Genomic DNA, 16,367 nt, shown 5'->3' on the forward strand with positions numbered 1-16,367 from the left:
TGCACGCCACCCGGATGGAGTTGTGATCATGGCCGAAGGCTTGTTGCATGAGCACATGCACCCACGCGCAGGCCAGCCCGCTCAGCCCGAGGATCTCGTCGACGTCGACGCGCTGCTCGCCGCCTACGACGGGATCACGCCGGACGTCGAGAACCCCGCTCAGAAGGTCGTCTTCGGTACGTCGGGCCACCGCGGCTCGAGTCTCGACGGAGCCTTCAACGAGGCGCACATCCTGGCGATCACCCAGGCAGTCTGTGAGTACAGGGCCGGCGAGGGGACGTCCGGGCCGCTGCTGGTCGGCCGGGACAGCCATGGCTTGTCCGAGCCCGCCTGGCGGACCGTGCTCGAGGTGCTGGCAGGCAACAACGTCCAGACACTGGTGGACAGCGCCGACGGGCTGACCCCGACGCCCGCCGTGTCGCACGCGATCCTGCGGCTCAACCGCGGCGCAGGCGCCGGCGCGGACGGCATCGTCATCACGCCGAGCCACAACCCGCCGCGCGACGGCGGCATCAAGTACAACCCGCCGCACGGAGGTCCGGCCGATTCGGACGCGACCGGCTGGATCGCGAACCGGGCCAACGAGCTGATCGCGGGCGGCAACCGCGAAGTACGCCGTACGCCGTTCGAGACGGCCCGGGCGCAGGCAGGGGAGTACGACTTCCTCGGTCACTATGTCGATGATCTGCCATCCGTGCTCAACCTCGACGCGATCCGGAGCGCTGGAGTCCGGATCGGCGCCGACCCGCTGGGAGGCGCGAGTGTCGACTACTGGGCGGCGATCGCCGAGCGGCACCGCCTCGACCTGACCGTGGTGAACCCGCGGGTCGACCCGGCCTGGTCGTTCATGACGCTCGATCACGACGGCAAGATCCGGATGGACTGCTCGTCGCCGTACGCGATGGCGTCGCTGGTCGCGCAGAAGGACCGGTTCGACGTGGCCACGGGCAACGACGCCGACTCGGACCGGCACGGCATCGTGACGCCGGATGCGGGCCTGATGAACCCGAACCACTACCTGGCCGCCGCGATCTCCTACCTGTTCGGGAACCGGCAGTGGGGTCCGGAGGTGGCGGTCGGCAAGACGCTCGTGTCGTCCTCGCTGATCGACCGGGTCGTCGGCGATCTCGGCCGTCGGCTGTGGGAGGTGCCGGTCGGGTTCAAGTGGTTCGTGCCAGGGCTCATCGACGGGTCGGTCGGCTTCGGCGGCGAGGAGTCGGCCGGGGCGAGCTTCCTGCGCTTCGACGGCACGGTGTGGACCACGGACAAGGACGGCATCCTGCTCGCGCTGCTGGCCAGCGAGATCACCGCGGTGACCGGCGAGACCCCGTCGCAGGCGCACGCGAAACTGGTGGAGAAGTTCGGCGCCTCGGCGTACTCGCGGGTCGATGCGCCCGCCACGCGCGACCAGAAAGCCAAGCTTTCGGCGCTCTCCGCGGATACGGTCACGGCGACCGAACTGGCCGGCGAGCCGATCCTGGACCGGATGACGAGCGCTCCCGGCAACGGCGCGCCTATCGGTGGGCTGAAGGTGACGACCGAGTCGGCGTGGTTCGCCGCCCGGCCGTCCGGCACCGAGGATCTCTACAAGATCTACGGCGAGTCGTTCAAGGGTGAGGACCACCTCGCCGAGGTCTTCGCCGAAGCCCGCGAGGTCGTCTCCCAAGCACTGTCCTGACCCGTACGACGTAAGCCCCGGTCGGCCGAATCGCCAGCCGGCCGGTCCGGATCGCCAGCCGACCCGGCCGCGATGCGTCAGCCGACCCGGCCGCGATGCGTCAGGCGACCCGGCCGCGCTGCGTCAGCCGACCCGGCCGCGAGTCGTCAGCCGGTCGCGGGGGCGATCGAGTTCCGGTCAGCCGGCGCGGCCAGGGGTGATGCCGTCGAGGAGTTGGTTCAGGCCTTCGTCGAAGGCGCTGTCCGGTGTCTCCCGACTGGCGTCGTGGACGAACTTGGCGACGGTCGGGAAGTCGCCTGACGCCAGGGTGCGGGTCAGGTACGGCCCCGCCTTGCGTCGCCAGGAGTCCTTGTCGAGACCGGTCGACCGCTCCGCTCGCCGCTCGGCGACCTCGGCCCTGAGCGCTCCGATCAGATACGCGTTCAAAGTACGGACCGCGCGGCTGACGGCGTCGATGTTCTCGAATTCGTCAGCTCGGTCAAGCGCGGCCAAAGACGCTTCCAGGTACGCGAGAGCGTGCGGCCCCAGGTGCGGCCGGCGGCCCAGGAGATCGGCGAACCATTCGTGCCGCAGCGCGACCTGCCTGATGCCGTGCGCGAGTGCTCGCAAGGTCGAGCGCCAGTCCTGGCCGCTCGATTCCGGCAGCAAGATCTCGCCGTACGCCGTGTCGACCATCAGGTCGAGCAGGTCGTCCTTGGTCGACAGGTAGCCGTAGAGCCGCATCGGGCCGGCATCCAGTTCCGCGGCGACCTTGCGCACGGACACCGCTTCGAGTCCTTCGGCGTCGGCCAGCCGGATCGCCGCCTGCACGATCGACTCCCTGCTCAACGGGCTCGGCGCCGGCCGCTTGGCGGGCTCGGGCCGGTCCCAGATCACCGCGGACATGCTGCTCCTCACTCTCGATGCAGACATCGTATCGTCCGATACACTGTATCGAAACAGTACGCCGTACAGAATGAGGTGCACTCATGAAGATCGCCATCGTCGGTGGGGGAGTCGGCGGTTTGACGCTGGCCCGCGTCCTCGCCGTGCACGGGATCGAAGTAGTCGTCTACGAGCGTGAAGCCTCTCGCTCGGCCCGCGCCCAGGGAGGCATGCTCGATCTCCACGTCGAAACCGGCCAGCGGGCGCTGAGGATCGCCGGTTTGGAGAGCGAGTTCCTGGCGATCGCCCGCCGGGAAGGCCAGGACATGCGCCTGCTCGATCCGGCCGGCAAGATCCTGCACCAGGAAGACACTCCGGACGATGCGCCGATGGCTCGTCCCGAGCTGGATCGCAGTGATCTGCGAGCCATCCTCCTGGACTCGCTCCCCGAGGAGACCATCCAGTGGGGCCACGCCCTGAGCAACGCCGAGCCGGCCGAGCGCGCCGAGCGGGCCGAGCGGGCCGAGGCGGGTGAGCGGGGCGAGGCGGGTGAGCGGGGCGAGCGGGCCGAGCGGGGCGAGCAAGGCGGCTACCGACTGCGGTTCACCAATGGCGCCACTGCCGAGTGTGACCTGCTGGTTGGCGCTGACGGCGCGAATTCAGTCGTTCGGCCTCTTCTGACCGACGCCCGCCCCGCGCATATGGGCGTCAATTCCGTGGAGCTCGGCATCCCTGACGCCGACAACACGCATCCGGAACTGGCGGCCATGGTCGGCCGCGGTAACTACTGGGCGCTCGGCGACGGGCAGCATCTGGCGGCACAGCGCAACGGCGACGGGCGGATCCGGGTTTACCTGTCGTTCCACGGTCCAGAGGACTGGCTTGAGACCTGCGGGATCCCGTTCGGCGAGCCGGAAAAGGCTCGGGCGGCCCTCGCGGACCTCTTCCGCGACTGGCATCCGCAGTACAGGGAGCTGATCGAGGCCTGCGATGACACGGTTGTCCCGAGGGCGCTCAGCGCCTTGCCGATCGGCCTGAGCTGGTCGGCCGTGCCGGGCGTCACCCTGATCGGGGATGCCGCTCACCTGATGCCGCCGGCGGGAGAAGGCGCGAACCTGGCGATGCTCGACGCCGCCGAACTGGCCTTGGGGCTGGCGGCGGATCCGGCAAACGCCGTACGGACTTATGAGCTGGAGATGTTCGAGCGGAGTGCTGCCGCGGCGAAGCAGTCCGCTGAGGTTCACAAACTCGTGATGGCCGGCGCTGACGCTCTGCTGAAGTTCTTCACCCGGACTACCTGACGAAGGCGTCGACCAAGCGGTCGAGGTCGGCGGTGGGGTCGCTGGTGAGGCCGCTGTGGATGGGGCTGGGGTGCACGACCGTACTGCGGGGTGCCGCAAGCCAGCGGAATCGCTCGCCGATCCGCGTGGTCGCCGCCGGCCCGCCGTCGGGATCGCCGGCGCAGATCGCGCGGATGTGCTCCAGCGACGCGCACACCACGTCGACATCGACCGCGGGGTCCAACGCCTTCAGCCGTGCGGGTTCCACGTCCCAGGCGGCGCCGAGGAAGTCCAATGCCCGGCAGTAGAGCACCGCGCCGACGTTGACGAACTCGCCTCGCTGGATCCGCGGGGCGGCCCGGAGGATGACGTAGTCGAAGGGGACGAGGTTCATCGCGCACCACCCGGCAGCCACGCGGACCGGTCGGCCAGCCGCGCGGTCAGATGGTCGAGGTACCGCTCCCGGTCACCAGGTGCGATCCACTCGTCGGGCACGAGACCGATCACCTCGGTCAACAACTCCGGGGTGATCTCAGCGGCCAGTTGCGAGTCGATGTCCGGCACGGCCGGGGCGACGTCGCGGAAGACATGGTCGGTGGCGTCGTACGGAAGCCCGGTGAACTTCTCCGCGGACATCCAGGAGTGGTGGAAGTACAACGCGGCTCCGTGGTCGATCAGCCAGAGGTTCTTGTGCCAGACGAGCAGGTTCGTGTTGCGCCAGGACCGGTCGACGTTCGCCACGAACGCGTCCAGCCACAGGATCCGCGCCTGGGTGGCGTCGTCCGGCTTGCCACTGGAACCGTCGTACCCGAACGAGCCGGGCAGGAAGTCGACGGCGAGGTTGAGCCCGGCGCTGCGGATCAGCAGGTCCTGGATCTCCTCGTCGGGCTCGGACTTGCCGATCGCCGGGTCGAGTTCCATCAGCTTCAGCTCGGGCACCCGCAGGCCGAGCCGGCGGAACAATTCACCGACCACAACCTCGGCGACCAGCGCCTTCGGACCCTGGCCCGCGCCGTGGAACTTGAGTACGTACGTGCCGAGATCGTTGCCTTCGACAACACCAGGCAGTGAACCGCCTTCGCGCAGCGGCAACACGTACCGGGTGGCGGTGATGATCGGCAGACTCACGCCGCAGAGCATATGCGTCCGGCACACCCGGCCGGCGGCCCGGGGCACGGTTTCCGCGCGGATCGCGCCGGGTACCGGGGAGCCTCACCTGACCGAGGAGAAGAGTCACTTGAGCCTTCCGTCCATGGGCGTAGAGGAAGAGTTGCTGCTGGTGTCCGCCGACGGCGAGCCGCTGCCGCAGAGCAAGGCGGTCGCCGCCGAGGCCGGCGACATCGACGTGGAACTCGAACTGACCAGGGCCCAGGTCGAGATCAACGCTCCGGTCTGCGAGACCGCGGACGAGCTGCACGAGCAACTGGTGCGGATGCGCTCGAAGCTGGCGGCGGCCGCGGCTGAGCAGGGCGGTCGGCTGTGCGCCATCGCGGTGCCGCCGAGTGGCCGTGCCGCGCAGTTGGTGACGAAGAAGGCGCGGTACCAGCAGATGGAGGCGCGGTACGGGCTGCTCGCCAGGGAGCAAGCGGTCTGCGGCTGCCACGTGCACATCGACGTACCCGACAAGGAAGCCGCGATCCGGGTCAGCAACCACTTTCGCCCTTGGCTGCCCGTGCTGCTCGCGCTGACGGCCAACTCGCCGATCTACCTGGGGTCGGACACCGGGTTCTCGAGCTGGCGATCCATCATGTGGTCGCGCTGGCCCTGCTCCGGCCAACCGCCGTACTTCGAGTCAGCGGATCACTACGACGCGCTGGTCGCGATGCAGCTCGCCTCAGGCAGCATCATGGACGAGCGGATGGTCTATTGGGATGTCCGTCCTTCCACTCACCTCCCGACCGTGGAGGTGCGCGTCAGCGACGTACCGCTGTCTGTCGACGAGACAGTGCTGCTGGCGACTCTGATCCGCGCGCTGGTGATGACAGCGACAGCCGACGGTGGGCTGGGACCGAAGCTCGAGCCGGAGGTACTACGGGCCGCGTACTGGCTTGCTGCCCGCGACGGCCTCGAGGGCAACGGCCTTGACGTGCTGCACGCCGAGTCGCTCCCGATGTCGCAGCTCGTCGGCCTGCTGATCGACCACGTCGGCGACGCCCTGCAAGAGCTCGGCGAACTCGACCGGGTGCGGGAAACCGTCCAGCGACTGATCACCGAAGGCAATGGTGCAATCAGACAGCGCAAAGCCTTCCGTGAGGGCGACGACGTCGTCGCCCTCACGGAAATCAAGCCCTAGCCGCGCAGGAAGTCTTCCAGGCCGTGCAGGTCGTCGGTGTTGAGGTTGTCGACGCCTGCGGCGGTCAGCTCGGTCCAGACGGCATCTCGGGCGGCGCCGCGGACGTCTGGCGTCTCCCAGAACCGCACCTTGTAGCCGGCGTGATGAGCCGTCGTCACGATGTCCTGCAGCTTGGCGCGTTCGGCGGCCGGGAACTCGCCGATACCTCGCCAGGTGAAGTTCTTCGACCAGTTGTCGCTCACCAACGGCATCACCGACGCCGGCAACCCGGAGTTCAGGTCGGACAGTCGGCCGTCGTACCCGGCGTACCGGATCTTCTGTGCCTGCAGGATGTCCAGCGGGCGGTTGCCGCTGATCACCGACGTCACGGCGCCCCGGTGCACGCGGCCGTTCGCGTAGATTGTGCTGATGCCGCGGTACTTCTGCAGTGCCTTGTCGACCGCCGCGTACGTCGTGGGCCCGTCGCTCTTGATGTCGATGAGCAGCTGGAAGTCGCGACCGTGACGGTAGACCTGGCCGCCGTTCGCCCGGACCCGCTGGGCGAGCGGTTCGAGGTACAGGTTCTCCAGGTTCCGGCCAGGGACGGCATCCGTCAGCTCATGGGCGACGCGCAGCTCGCCGTCGACCAGCCAGACGTCGGCCTCGACGCTGTTGAAGCCGCGGTCGAGTGCGTCCAGTAGCGGTCGCCGGTGCTCGTAGTCGTTGTGTGCGTGAGCCGTAGGCAGCGCCTGGACCGCAGGAGCGTCGTACGCACGCGGTAGCCGGAAGCCCGCCTCTGCAGCGACCATACGGACCCGGTCCGGGTAGTCGGAGATGAGACCGTCGACGCCCAGGCCGATCAGCCACTGCATGGTCGCGGGGTCGTCCACCGTCCACGGCACGACCTTCATGCCGGCCTGGTGGGCCGAGCGCACCATGTCGGCGGTGACGTACGGCCGGTACCCCGGGTCGGTCACCTTGCCGCCCTGCGGGAATCCGTGCACCGGGGAGATCGCGGCAGCGCCGAACGACTTCGCCGCCTTCACCAGGTCGCCGCCGAAGTCGTCGATGTCGATCCCGCCGAGCCAGGGCGACCTGCCCGGCTTGCCGGTCTCCAGGAAGTCGTAGTTCGTCAGCGCGACCAGCGGCAGTTCCGGGGCGACCTGACGCATCCGCATCAGCGAACCCCAGTCGAAGCTCTGGATCGTCACCTGGCGGGCGATGTGCGCCTTGCGGATCTCGGCCGCCACGACCTGGACGAACTGTTCGCGCGGCGCGGTCTCGCTCGGCGCGCCGGCCTCGACCTTGGTCTCGACGTTGAGCTTCACACCGTTTGCGTGGAAGCGGTGGACGAGGTCGAACACGTCGCGCAGTTCCGGCATCCGGGCACCCGGGTCGGGGGTCTGGCCGGGGAACTCCGGTTGCGGCAGCGAGCCGCAGTCGAGTTGCCGCACCTGGGCGAGCGTGAGGGTGTTGATGAACTTACCGACGTACGGGTATTCGGGGTCGTCCGGCGTGTACGGCGCGGTGTCCTTGCACTTGGCGCCGCTGACCTTGCGGTCGTGGGTGACCACGGCCCGGCCGTCCTGGGTGATCTGGACGTCGAGCTCGAGCGTGCTCACGCCGAGTTCGAGGCCGCGGCTGAACGACGCGATCGTGCTCTCGACCGTCAGGCCGAGGCCGCCGCGATGTCCTTGGATGTCGAAGTCACGGCGACCGGCAGAGCCCGAGGCGGAGGCCGGCACGGCGACCAGACCCTGGGCGAACAGGCCGGCCGCGAGGGCGAGTGGAAGCAGCGCGCGGGGGAGGCGGCGCATGAGGATGGTCCCTTCGTCGGAGGCGGGGCGTGCGATCCGAGGCCGATCGTGACCCGTTCACGGGACACCCGGCAATCAAGAAGGTAACCAACATAAGGCCAACTGGTAAGCGCCAGGCGCCGACTCAGGGCATCGAAACCACCTGGCGGACCGACTGGGCCTCGGCGACGACCGTCCCGTTCTTGAACGCTCCGTCGAGCTTCCCCGTCGTACGCCGGGTCAGCGTGAGCGTCAAATGGCAGGTACCGCTGTCCCCGGATCGCGGGCTGGCCGAGGCCGTCGGGACAGCTCGGATCAGCCCGACGGCGATCGTCGCGAAGGACCGCCCTGACTCGATCTCCAGGTTGCCGGTCTGGACACACGGCCCTGACCAGGTGAGCAGTTGCGAAGGACCGCCGGCGACCCTGACCTGGACGGCCGTACGCCGGGACAGCTTGGCGCCGGCGACCGGCGCTGCGAGGTGCACCGGCTCAGGGAGCGCCACCGTCGAGCTGGGCGCGGACGTGTTGTCGCCGTCGCGTTCGAGGGTGAAGGTGAACTCTGTACCAGGCGCTGTTGCCTCCAGTTGCCCGGTGTACCTGGTAGCCCCCGCGAATTTGGCGCGGCGCAACTCCTCCGTCAGACCCTGCGCCGAGGCCGTGACCTTCTCCCCGCTGCTCAGCTCGACGTAGGTCAGCGTCCCGACACGGAAGGACGCGGTGAGCTCGGCGGCGTGACCGTTCTCGGGCAGTTGGACCAGCAGGTCGGCAGTCATGCCACTGGTCCGGATGTCAGCGGAGTCCACAGTGGAGCAGCCCGTCACGACCAGGGCAGTGACGAGCAGTACTGCGAGCAGGCGCATCGGACCTCCAACAACGGCAGGGCCGGAAAACTAGCACCGTGGCGGCTCACTCGTACTGCAGGGCCTCCAGGGGGTCGAGGCGGGCGGCGTGACGGGCCGGCCAGATGGCGGCGAAGATGCCGACGACGACCGAGACGACGGCGAAGAGAAGCAGTTGACCGGTCGGTACGGCGAAGCTGATCTCGTCCAGGCGGGCGGCGAGGAGCAGGGCAAGGCCGAGGCCGAGCAAGATCCCGATCACCGCGCCGATGAGTGCGGTGATCACGCTTTCGTGCCGGATCATCCGCTTCACCTGGCGCCGGGTCAGGCCGATCGCCCGCAGCATGCCGAGTTCGCGGGTCCGTTCGAACACGGTCAGGACCAAGGTGTTCACGATGCCGAACAGGCTCACCAGCACCGAGAGCGCGAGCAGCACGTACAAGACGTTGAGCAGGCTCTTGATGCTGTCGGACTGGACCTTCTTGAACTGCTCGCGGGTCAGTGCCTTCGCGTTCGGGAAGGTGCTCAACGCCTGTTGCAGCGCCGCAGTGTTCGCAGCGTTGACGCCGCCGCGGAGGCTGACGAAGGTGTAGAGGTCGAGCGGCTGCGGGTTGGTCGCGTCGAAGGCGCTGGTCGAGATCGTCACGCTGCCGAACGGCGAACCACCGGCCGGTGGCTTGAAGATCCCGCGCACCTGCAACGGAAGGGTCTTGCCGGCCACGGTCTCCAGCGGCAGCGTCGAGCCGACGGCCAGCCCGTGCTTGTCGGCATAGTCGGCGTCGACGACAGCGCCGTCGGCTCCGAGCTCACCGAGAGTCGCCTGCGAACCGGACTTCCAGTCGAATCTGAGCACGTCCGGCGCTTGCTTGTCGACACCGGTGATCTGGATCGTCTCGCCGAACGCCCGGCCCTGACCGCCGCGCACACTCGAGAGCGCGTCGACCCCGGGCACCGTCGCGACGGCCGCGGCCACGGTCGGCGGCAACGGGCTGAAGTTGTTCTGCGCGGTGATCGCGTAGTCCCCACTGAAGATCTTGTCGACAGCTTCCTCGAACGGCCTGATGATCCCGGCGCCGAGCGTTGCCACCAACGTGACCAACGCCAGCCCGATCATCAGCGCGGCCGCGGTCGAAGCGGTCCGATGCGGGTCGCGCCGGCTGTTCTGGCCGCCGATCCCGACGGCCGGCCGGTCACTCAGTACGCCGGGGAACTCCGCGGGCCACTCCGGCTGCCAGGAGGTGACCGCACGGCGTACGGCCATCAGGGCCACGATCACCAACAGGACGGGGTTCAGCAGAGCACCCAACAGCAACCCGCCGAGGCGGCTCGCCATCGATCCGGGACCCCAGAAACCTCGCCTGAGAAGCCAGTACGGCAGCGAGAACAGCGGCCAGGCAACGATCGACAAGATGAGCACCGACCACCGTGCGACCGGATCCGACGCCGCAGCGAGCGGACGCACCAACCTCGCCGAGAACAAGGCGATACCGATGAAGATCAGCAGTACGCCGATGGCCAGTAGCCCCAGCAACGCTCCGGTGGACAGACCGTCGACGAACAACCCGCTCACCACCAGCGCGACCCCGAGCACGGCGAGCAGCGCGGCACCCAACGGACGGAAGCGGTGGAACCTCCCCGGCGGCAGCTTGGCGCCCTCGCGGACGGCCGCGATCGGCGGGACCCGGGTCGCACGCCAGGCGGGCCGCAGGCTGGCCAGCAGCGTGACCAGGACACCGACCGCCAAGGCGACGACGACGGTCCTGGTGCGGAACACGAGTCCGTTGTTGGGCAGGGTCAACCCGGCGGCGTCGAAGATCTTGAACAATCCGGTGGCGATCCCGAGCCCGAGGAACAAGCCGGCCACCGCGGACACCAGTCCGGTCACCAGCGCCTCGAGGACCACCGAGTTGAGGACCTGGCGACGGGACGCGCCCAACGTCCGCAGCGTGGCGAACTCGCGGGTCCGCTGGGCGATCGTGATCGACAGCGAGTTCGCGATCACGAACGAGCCGACGAACAACGCGATCCCGCCGAACACGAGCAGGAACGTCCGGAAGAAGGTCAGGAAGCTCGAGGTGCCCTTGGCATCCTCGGCCGCCTGGTCGTCGGCGCTGCGCACCTGGGTACCGGCGGGCAGGATCTTCTGCACCGCGTCGACGAGTTGCTGGGTGGAGACGCCGTCCTTGGCCGCGAGCAGGATCTGGTCGAGCTTGCCGGGTTTGTCGAAGAGTTGCTGCGCGGTCGCCAGATCGAAGCCAGCCAGCGTCGCCCCGCCGATGGACGAGACCGCCCCGAACTCGACCAGCCCCGAGATCTGCATCCGCTGCACGGCGCCCCGAGCCTGTACGCCGATCGTGTCGCCGGTCGCGAACTTCTTCGCCTCCGCCGTCTTCGTGTCGATCACCACCTGGCCCGCGGTCGGCCAGGCACCTTTGACCAGCGTCAGCGTATTGAACTCGGGCCGGGCCGGGTCGACGCTGAAGCCGAGGTTGGGCGCGCCGCCGAAGACGACCGCCTTGCCGTCACGGCCGATCAGCTGCGCCTGTCCACCGACCGCCCCGCCGGCCGCACCGACCTCGGGAAGTTCGGCGACCTTGGCGAGCAGTCCCTGGTCGAACGGCGGGGCCGTGCCGGCGTTGTCCTGCGACAGTTCGAACGCGGCCTTGCCGGTGATCGCGGCGTCGGTGTTCTTGTAGTTCTCCGTGAAGATCGAGTCGAAGGCCGACGAGATCGAGTCGGTCAGCACGAAGGTGCCCGACACCAGTGCCACGCCGAGAATGACCCCGATCGCGGTCAGCGCGGTCCGCAGTTTCCGGCCGAGCAGCCCGCGCAACGCGAACCGGATCATTGCAGGTCCAGCGAGTCGATGATCTGCAGGATCTCGCCCTGGCTGGTCCGGCCGGTCTCCTTCACGATCTCCCCGTCGGCCAGGAAGAGCACCCGGTCGGCCATCGCGGCCGCGCGGGCGTCGTGGGTGACCATCACCGTGGTCTGGCCGTAGTCGTCGACCGAGCTGCGCATCAGGTGCAGGATCTCGCTACTGGTCCGGGAATCCAGGTTGCCGGTCGGCTCGTCCGCGAAGATCACCGTCGGCCGCGAGACCAGGGCGCGGGCGATCGCGACGCGTTGCTGCTGCCCGCCGGACAGCTCCGCCGGGCGGTGGGTGAGCCGGTCCGTGAGGCCGACCCGGGCGATCAGCTCGTCGAAGTACGCCGGGTCCGGCTTCTCGCCGGCGATGGTCAGCGGCAGGACGACGTTCTCGCGTGCGGTCAGCATCGGCAGCAGGTTGAAGAACTGGAAGATGAAGCCGATGTGCTTGCGGCGCAGCTTCGTCAACGCGTCGTCGCCGAGCGTGGTGATCTCGGTGCCGTCGATCCGCACCGATCCCGAGGTCGGCTTGTCCAGGCCGGCCAGGATGTGCATCAGGGTCGACTTGCCCGAACCCGACGGACCCATCACCGCGGTCAACCGGCCGGCCGCGACCTGCACGCTGACTCCCCGGAGTGCGTGAACCGCCGTGTCGCCCTCGCCGTACGTTCGCTCCAGGCCGGTCGCGACGACCACCGAAGCTTGTTCGTCCGTGTTCCCCACCATGCCGATCATCGCCCTCCCCGGCCGATCAGATGTGCTGAGTCTCCTCGGGTTCACGGGCCGGCGAAAGGGTATTTAGCCCTGACTGGACCCTGATCGGTTCGACCGGACCTCGGGCCCGATCCGGGCCGAGGTCTTGCACTCGTCAGACGGTGGCTTTACCTTCAGCTAATCGTTAGGAAAGTTTCCTAACAGCAAGAGGCAGCTGCAGCGCCTTTCCCGCCCCACCGCCCGGAGGATCCGCTGATGTCGTACCTACTTCGAGGGCTGACCGCTGCCGCGGTCGTCACCGCAGCCCTGTTCGCCCAACCCGTCCTGGCCCCTTCGGCCTCGCAGGCCGCCGACACCCTGCTCTCGCAGGGAAAGCCCGCCACGGCATCATCGATCGAGGGTAGCGTCTTCGAGGCCGGCAAGGCCGTCGACGGCAACTCCGCCACCCGCTGGGCCAGCGTCGAAGGCCATGACCCGGAGTGGATCAGGGTCGACCTCGGCGCCACCGCGAGCATCACCCGGGTCAAGCTCAACTGGGAGGCCGCTTACGCGAAGTCCTACAAGATCCAGACCTCCGCCGACGGATCGGTCTGGACCGACGCCTTCTCCACCACGACCGGCAACGGTGCGCTCGACGACCTGACTCTGTCGGGCAGCGGCCGCTACGTTCGCGTCTACGGCACCGCCCGCGGTACGGCGTACGGCTACTCGCTCTGGGATCTCGAGGTCTACGGCACGACCGGTGGCGGCACGGGCGACACCACACCGCCCAGTACGCCGGGGAACCTCGCGGCAACCGCCACTACCTCAAGCAGCGTGTCTCTGGCCTGGAACGCGTCCACGGACAACGTCGGGGTCACCGGATACGTCATCTCTCGCAACGGCACCGAGGTCGCGACTACGAGCGGCATTGGCACGACGTACACCGACACCGGCCGCACTGCCTCGACCAGCTACACCTACACGGTCAAGGCGCGCGACGCCGCCGGCAACGTGTCCGGCGCGAGCAATGCGGTCACTGCGACCACGCAGGCCGGCGGTAGCGGACCGGCCGTCCCCTTCGGTAGCCACCAGTTCCAGTACGCGGCCGGCATGCTCACGCCGTCGGGGAGCCAGGCAACGCTCGACCAGAAGGTGGTCGACTATTACCAGCAATGGAAGGCGGCGTTCGTCAAGCAGAGCTGCGGCAACGGCTGGTACCAGATCATCTCGCCGGACGCCGATCACCCGTACGTCGCTGAGGCTCAGGGCTACGGCATGGTCGTCACAGCGACCATGGCAGGCGCCGACCCCGCCGCCAAGACGATCTTCGACGGCTTGGTGAAGTACATGCTTGCCCACCCCTCGGTGAACAACGCCGACCTGCTGGCTGCCGAGCAGGACACCTCCTGCAAGAGCGTGAACGGCTCCGACAGCGCGACCGACGGCGACATGGACGTTGCCTACGGCCTCTTGCTGGCCGACAAGCAGTGGGGGAGCGCCGGCACCTACAACTACAAGCAGCTGGCGATCAAGCACATCAACGCGATCAAGGCGGGCGAGATCAACCCGAACACCAACCTGCTCACCTTCGGCGACTGGAGCACCTCCGGTGACGCCACCTACAACATGTCCCGTACGTCGGACTGGATGATCGACCACTTCCGGGCCTTCAAGGCGGCCACCGGCAACTCCGCCTGGGACACCATCCGTGCCAAGCACCAGACCGTGATCACCTCGCTGCAGGCGAACTACGCGTCCAGCACCGGCCTGCTGCCCGACTTCGTGATCAACACCAACACCGCCCCGAAGCCCGCGACCGGACAGGTCCTGGAGGACCCGAACGACGGCGCCTACTGGTGGAACGCCTGTCGCGACCCGTGGCGGATCGGAGCCGACGCGGTCACCAGCGGCGACAGCGCCTCACTCGCTGCGGCCCGCAAACTGAACAGCTGGATCAAGTCCAAGACCGGCGGCAACGCGAGCAGCATCGCCACCGGTTACAAGCTGAACGGAACGGCGATCGACTCCAGTAGCGACGCCGCCTTCTTCGCGCCGTTCGCCGTCACCGCCATGACGGACTCGGGCAGCCAGGCCTGGCTCGACGCGATCTGGACCAAGATGCTGAACACCCCGGTCGACACGAGCAGCTACTACGCCGCGAGCATCCAGCTCCAGGTGATGATCACCGCCACCCACAACCACTGGGTGCCCTAGTCGCCGATCCCGCGCGGCCGGCCTCGGTCGGCCGCGCGGGTGCGAGGTCAGCCCTCGCAGGAGTCGACGTGACTCTTCACGGTCGAGCTGAAGTGACTGCTGTAGACGTAGGTGTTGCTGTTCGTCTTGTACCAGAGGTTGTTGTAGTCGTTGTAGAGCCAGCAGGCGATGCCGACGGTCGTGCCGGCCGAATATGTCCGGGTCTTGGAGCAGGCCTCGTACGGCCCGGTGCGGGCCGGCGTCGAGTTCAGCGTCTTCGCGTTGTAGATGAAGCCACCGCCGGGCATCGCGCCGCAGGTCACCGAGACGGAATCGGCGCCGGCCTCCGCGGCCTGGGCGGTCTGGACGGCCGGGAGGAAGGCGAGGGCGGTCACGGCGCTGGCCGCGGCGAGAGTGACGAGGCGATTCATGGATTCCTGTCCTGTGACTGATGAGGCGGAAGGGACAGAAAGTAACTTACAAGTATCCCCCGGTCACGGGCACCGAAGTACCGGCCGGGGGAGAGGATTTGGGGCGTCGGACCGGGAAGCGCCTCACGGCGCGTGGCCGCTCGAAGCGGCTTAATTTGGGACCCGGGGCTACCGCGGCCCGACACCTCAGACAGTATAACGGGTCCGCAAACGCCTTGTCCTGTTGGGTTTTCTCCTCATAGCACCCTGGCTTGCCAGATGCAAGACAGCGCGCCCGATCACCAGAGCTGGCCCGCTCGTTCGGTCCGTGCGGCGGTCTGCAACTGGTCGGCCATCTCGAGCAGTTTCGACGCCGAGAGCACCTGCCCGTGGCCGTCGCCGGCGAGATGGGCCCGGCCGGTCGCCACGATCCGGGCGAACGCCGCGGCCCGGTCCAGGGTGGTCGCGAAATCGCCGGCCGCGACACCCCGCAGTACGGCGTCGACCATCTGCCGTACTTCGGTCGGGCCGGGCGGGTCGGCGACACCGGCGACCACCGCGTGCACTTCGGCGTACTCGCGACCCGTGGCGTACTCGCGGGACACCTCTTCGGCATGCGAGTGCACCCAGGAACGCAGCAAGTACAGGCGCCACAGTGCTCCTGGCAACGAGTCGGACGGGCTGTCGGACCACAGGTCGGCCAGTTCGTCGAGACCGTAGTCGTCGGCGAGCTTCACCACGCGTGCGATCACATCCGCGTCCTCGGAGGACCGCGCACCACGGACCAGCAGTTCCGCGGTGCGGTGCGCGACCTCGGCGACCGCCGCCGGGTCGGAGGCGCCCGGCAGCGAGTCGAACAGCTTGTTACCCGGCAGGATCGGCCGGCGCGGAGTAGGTACCGTCACCTGCTCAATGGTGCCCGACGCCTCGCGAGCCCGCATGCCGACCGCTGTGTTAGCCCATCGGCTCGGTCAGCTCAGCTGCGTTTCGCGGCCCGCCGCCCCGGTCGGTCAGTACAGTCGAGGTATGGCAGGTGGGCGGAGTCGGCTGGCGAAGAGCATGGTCAAGTACGGCGTGCGGTACGGGCCGATGGCGTTCGAGGCCGTCAAGCACGGCCGTGAACCTGCACAGCAGGCACTCCAGGCCGCGTTGGCGAAACGCTCCGCCCGGAAGAAGGCGCTCGAGCATGCTCTGACCGTTCGCGACGGCTCTCTGCTCAAGGTGATCAAGGAGGGGCAGGCGGTCTTCTTCGTCTTCAGTGGCGACGCGATCGTCACGACCTATCCGCCGGTGCCGCAGTCGTCGTACCCGGAACTGCTCCGCCATGCGGACCTGGACCGGCGCGAGAGCGCCGCCGAGCTGGCCGCCCGGCGGCCGAAACTCGCCGACCGGTTGCCCCGGGTTCCCGGCCGGGCGCGCAAGGGTTGACGCGGGCGTAACATCCCGGACCCGGTGAGGCAACACCTCCC

The 16,367-nt window shown here is 68.3% G+C and carries 14 protein-coding genes; 5 read left to right on the plus strand and 9 right to left on the minus strand.

What is annotated here, in order from left to right; genetic code table 11:
• The first annotated feature begins 55 nt into the window (after positions 1-55).
• A complete protein-coding gene (pgm, locus tag EV138_RS28075) occupies positions 56-1,678 on the plus strand; it encodes a phosphoglucomutase (alpha-D-glucose-1,6-bisphosphate-dependent) (RefSeq protein ID WP_133984459.1) in 1,623 nt (540 codons plus the stop codon).
• Between the two features lie 177 nt (positions 1,679-1,855).
• On the opposite strand, the gene EV138_RS28080 is transcribed toward pgm, so the two are convergent.
• The gene (locus EV138_RS28080; RefSeq protein ID WP_133982328.1) at positions 1,856-2,563 is read right to left on the minus strand and encodes a TetR/AcrR family transcriptional regulator C-terminal domain-containing protein; all 708 of its coding nucleotides are present in this window, start codon (positions 2,561-2,563) and stop codon (positions 1,856-1,858) included.
• Between the two features lie 83 nt (positions 2,564-2,646).
• Here EV138_RS28080 and EV138_RS28085 point away from each other — a divergent pair, with 83 nt between their 5' ends.
• Positions 2,647-3,843, plus strand: a complete 1,197-nt coding sequence (locus EV138_RS28085; RefSeq protein WP_133982330.1) for an FAD-dependent oxidoreductase — start codon at positions 2,647-2,649, stop codon at positions 3,841-3,843.
• On the opposite strand, the gene EV138_RS28090 is transcribed toward EV138_RS28085, so the two are convergent.
• The gene (locus tag EV138_RS28090) at positions 3,836-4,216 is read right to left on the minus strand and encodes a DUF3037 domain-containing protein (RefSeq protein WP_133982332.1); all 381 of its coding nucleotides are present in this window, start codon (positions 4,214-4,216) and stop codon (positions 3,836-3,838) included. The two genes, EV138_RS28085 and EV138_RS28090, sit on opposite strands and share 8 nt — an antisense overlap.
• The gene (locus tag EV138_RS28095; RefSeq protein WP_133982334.1) at positions 4,213-4,950 is read right to left on the minus strand and encodes a HipA family kinase; all 738 of its coding nucleotides are present in this window, start codon (positions 4,948-4,950) and stop codon (positions 4,213-4,215) included. Before EV138_RS28095 ends, EV138_RS28090 begins: the two co-directional genes overlap by 4 nt.
• 124 nt (positions 4,951-5,074) lie before the next feature.
• On the opposite strand from EV138_RS28095, the gene EV138_RS28100 reads away from it, so the two are divergent.
• Complete coding sequence (locus EV138_RS28100) at positions 5,075-6,115, plus strand: carboxylate-amine ligase (protein WP_133982336.1); 1,041 nt, start codon at positions 5,075-5,077, stop codon at positions 6,113-6,115.
• Here EV138_RS28100 and EV138_RS28105 read toward each other — a convergent pair.
• The 4 genes from EV138_RS28105 to EV138_RS28120 all read right to left on the minus strand — a co-directional run bounded on the left by EV138_RS28105 (position 6,112) and on the right by EV138_RS28120 (position 12,334).
• Positions 6,112-7,911, minus strand: coding sequence for a glycerophosphodiester phosphodiesterase family protein (locus EV138_RS28105; RefSeq protein ID WP_133982338.1), 1,800 nt, complete (start codon positions 7,909-7,911; stop codon positions 6,112-6,114). The genes EV138_RS28100 and EV138_RS28105 overlap by 4 nt on opposite strands.
• Before the next feature lie 124 nt (positions 7,912-8,035).
• Complete coding sequence (locus tag EV138_RS28110; RefSeq protein WP_133982340.1) at positions 8,036-8,752, minus strand: hypothetical protein; 717 nt, start codon at positions 8,750-8,752, stop codon at positions 8,036-8,038.
• A 46-nt stretch (positions 8,753-8,798) separates the two neighbouring features.
• Positions 8,799-11,579 carry an ABC transporter permease gene (locus EV138_RS28115; RefSeq protein WP_133982342.1) on the minus strand — a complete coding sequence of 927 codons (2,781 nt, stop codon included), beginning with the start codon at positions 11,577-11,579 and terminating at the stop codon, positions 8,799-8,801.
• Complete coding sequence (locus EV138_RS28120) at positions 11,576-12,334, minus strand: ABC transporter ATP-binding protein (protein WP_369410836.1); 759 nt, start codon at positions 12,332-12,334, stop codon at positions 11,576-11,578. The genes EV138_RS28115 and EV138_RS28120 overlap by 4 nt, the downstream gene beginning before the upstream one ends.
• 234 nt (positions 12,335-12,568) lie before the next feature.
• Here EV138_RS28120 and EV138_RS38275 point away from each other — a divergent pair, with 234 nt between their 5' ends.
• Positions 12,569-14,509, plus strand: a complete 1,941-nt coding sequence (locus tag EV138_RS38275; RefSeq protein ID WP_133982344.1) for a glycosyl hydrolase family 8 — start codon at positions 12,569-12,571, stop codon at positions 14,507-14,509.
• A gap of 47 nt (positions 14,510-14,556) precedes the next feature.
• Here EV138_RS38275 and EV138_RS28130 read toward each other — a convergent pair whose 3' ends face one another.
• Positions 14,557-14,919 carry a hypothetical protein gene (locus EV138_RS28130; RefSeq protein WP_133982346.1) on the minus strand — a complete coding sequence of 121 codons (363 nt, stop codon included), beginning with the start codon at positions 14,917-14,919 and terminating at the stop codon, positions 14,557-14,559.
• Positions 14,920-15,197: 278 nt separating this feature from the next.
• The gene (locus EV138_RS28135) at positions 15,198-15,803 is read right to left on the minus strand and encodes a hypothetical protein (RefSeq protein ID WP_133982348.1); all 606 of its coding nucleotides are present in this window, start codon (positions 15,801-15,803) and stop codon (positions 15,198-15,200) included.
• Between the two features lie 121 nt (positions 15,804-15,924).
• Between EV138_RS28135 and EV138_RS28140 the strand changes: the two genes are divergently transcribed.
• Positions 15,925-16,326, plus strand: coding sequence for a hypothetical protein (locus tag EV138_RS28140; RefSeq protein ID WP_238158472.1), 402 nt, complete (start codon positions 15,925-15,927; stop codon positions 16,324-16,326).
• Positions 16,327-16,367: the final 41 nt, after the last annotated feature.

The organism is Kribbella voronezhensis (assembly GCF_004365175.1).
GTDB classification, from domain to species: domain Bacteria; phylum Actinomycetota; class Actinomycetes; order Propionibacteriales; family Kribbellaceae; genus Kribbella; species Kribbella voronezhensis.

Coding starts and splice junctions, on each gene's coding strand:
- pgm (WP_133984459.1), top strand. CDS start 56: ATGCACCCACGCGCAGGCCAGCCCGCTCAGCCCGAGGATCTCGTCGAC.
- EV138_RS28080 (WP_133982328.1), bottom strand. CDS start 2,563: ATGTCCGCGGTGATCTGGGACCGGCCCGAGCCCGCCAAGCGGCCGGCG.
- EV138_RS28085 (WP_133982330.1), top strand. CDS start 2,647: ATGAAGATCGCCATCGTCGGTGGGGGAGTCGGCGGTTTGACGCTGGCC.
- EV138_RS28090 (WP_133982332.1), bottom strand. CDS start 4,216: ATGAACCTCGTCCCCTTCGACTACGTCATCCTCCGGGCCGCCCCGCGG.
- EV138_RS28100 (WP_133982336.1), top strand. CDS start 5,075: ATGGGCGTAGAGGAAGAGTTGCTGCTGGTGTCCGCCGACGGCGAGCCG.
- EV138_RS28105 (WP_133982338.1), bottom strand. CDS start 7,911: ATGCGCCGCCTCCCCCGCGCGCTGCTTCCACTCGCCCTCGCGGCCGGC.
- EV138_RS28110 (WP_133982340.1), bottom strand. CDS start 8,752: ATGCGCCTGCTCGCAGTACTGCTCGTCACTGCCCTGGTCGTGACGGGC.
- EV138_RS28115 (WP_133982342.1), bottom strand. CDS start 11,579: ATGATCCGGTTCGCGTTGCGCGGGCTGCTCGGCCGGAAACTGCGGACC.
- EV138_RS28120 (WP_369410836.1), bottom strand. CDS start 12,334: ATGATCGGCATGGTGGGGAACACGGACGAACAAGCTTCGGTGGTCGTC.
- EV138_RS38275 (WP_133982344.1), top strand. CDS start 12,569: ATGTCGTACCTACTTCGAGGGCTGACCGCTGCCGCGGTCGTCACCGCA.
- EV138_RS28130 (WP_133982346.1), bottom strand. CDS start 14,919: ATGAATCGCCTCGTCACTCTCGCCGCGGCCAGCGCCGTGACCGCCCTC.
- EV138_RS28140 (WP_238158472.1), top strand. CDS start 15,925: ATGGCAGGTGGGCGGAGTCGGCTGGCGAAGAGCATGGTCAAGTACGGC.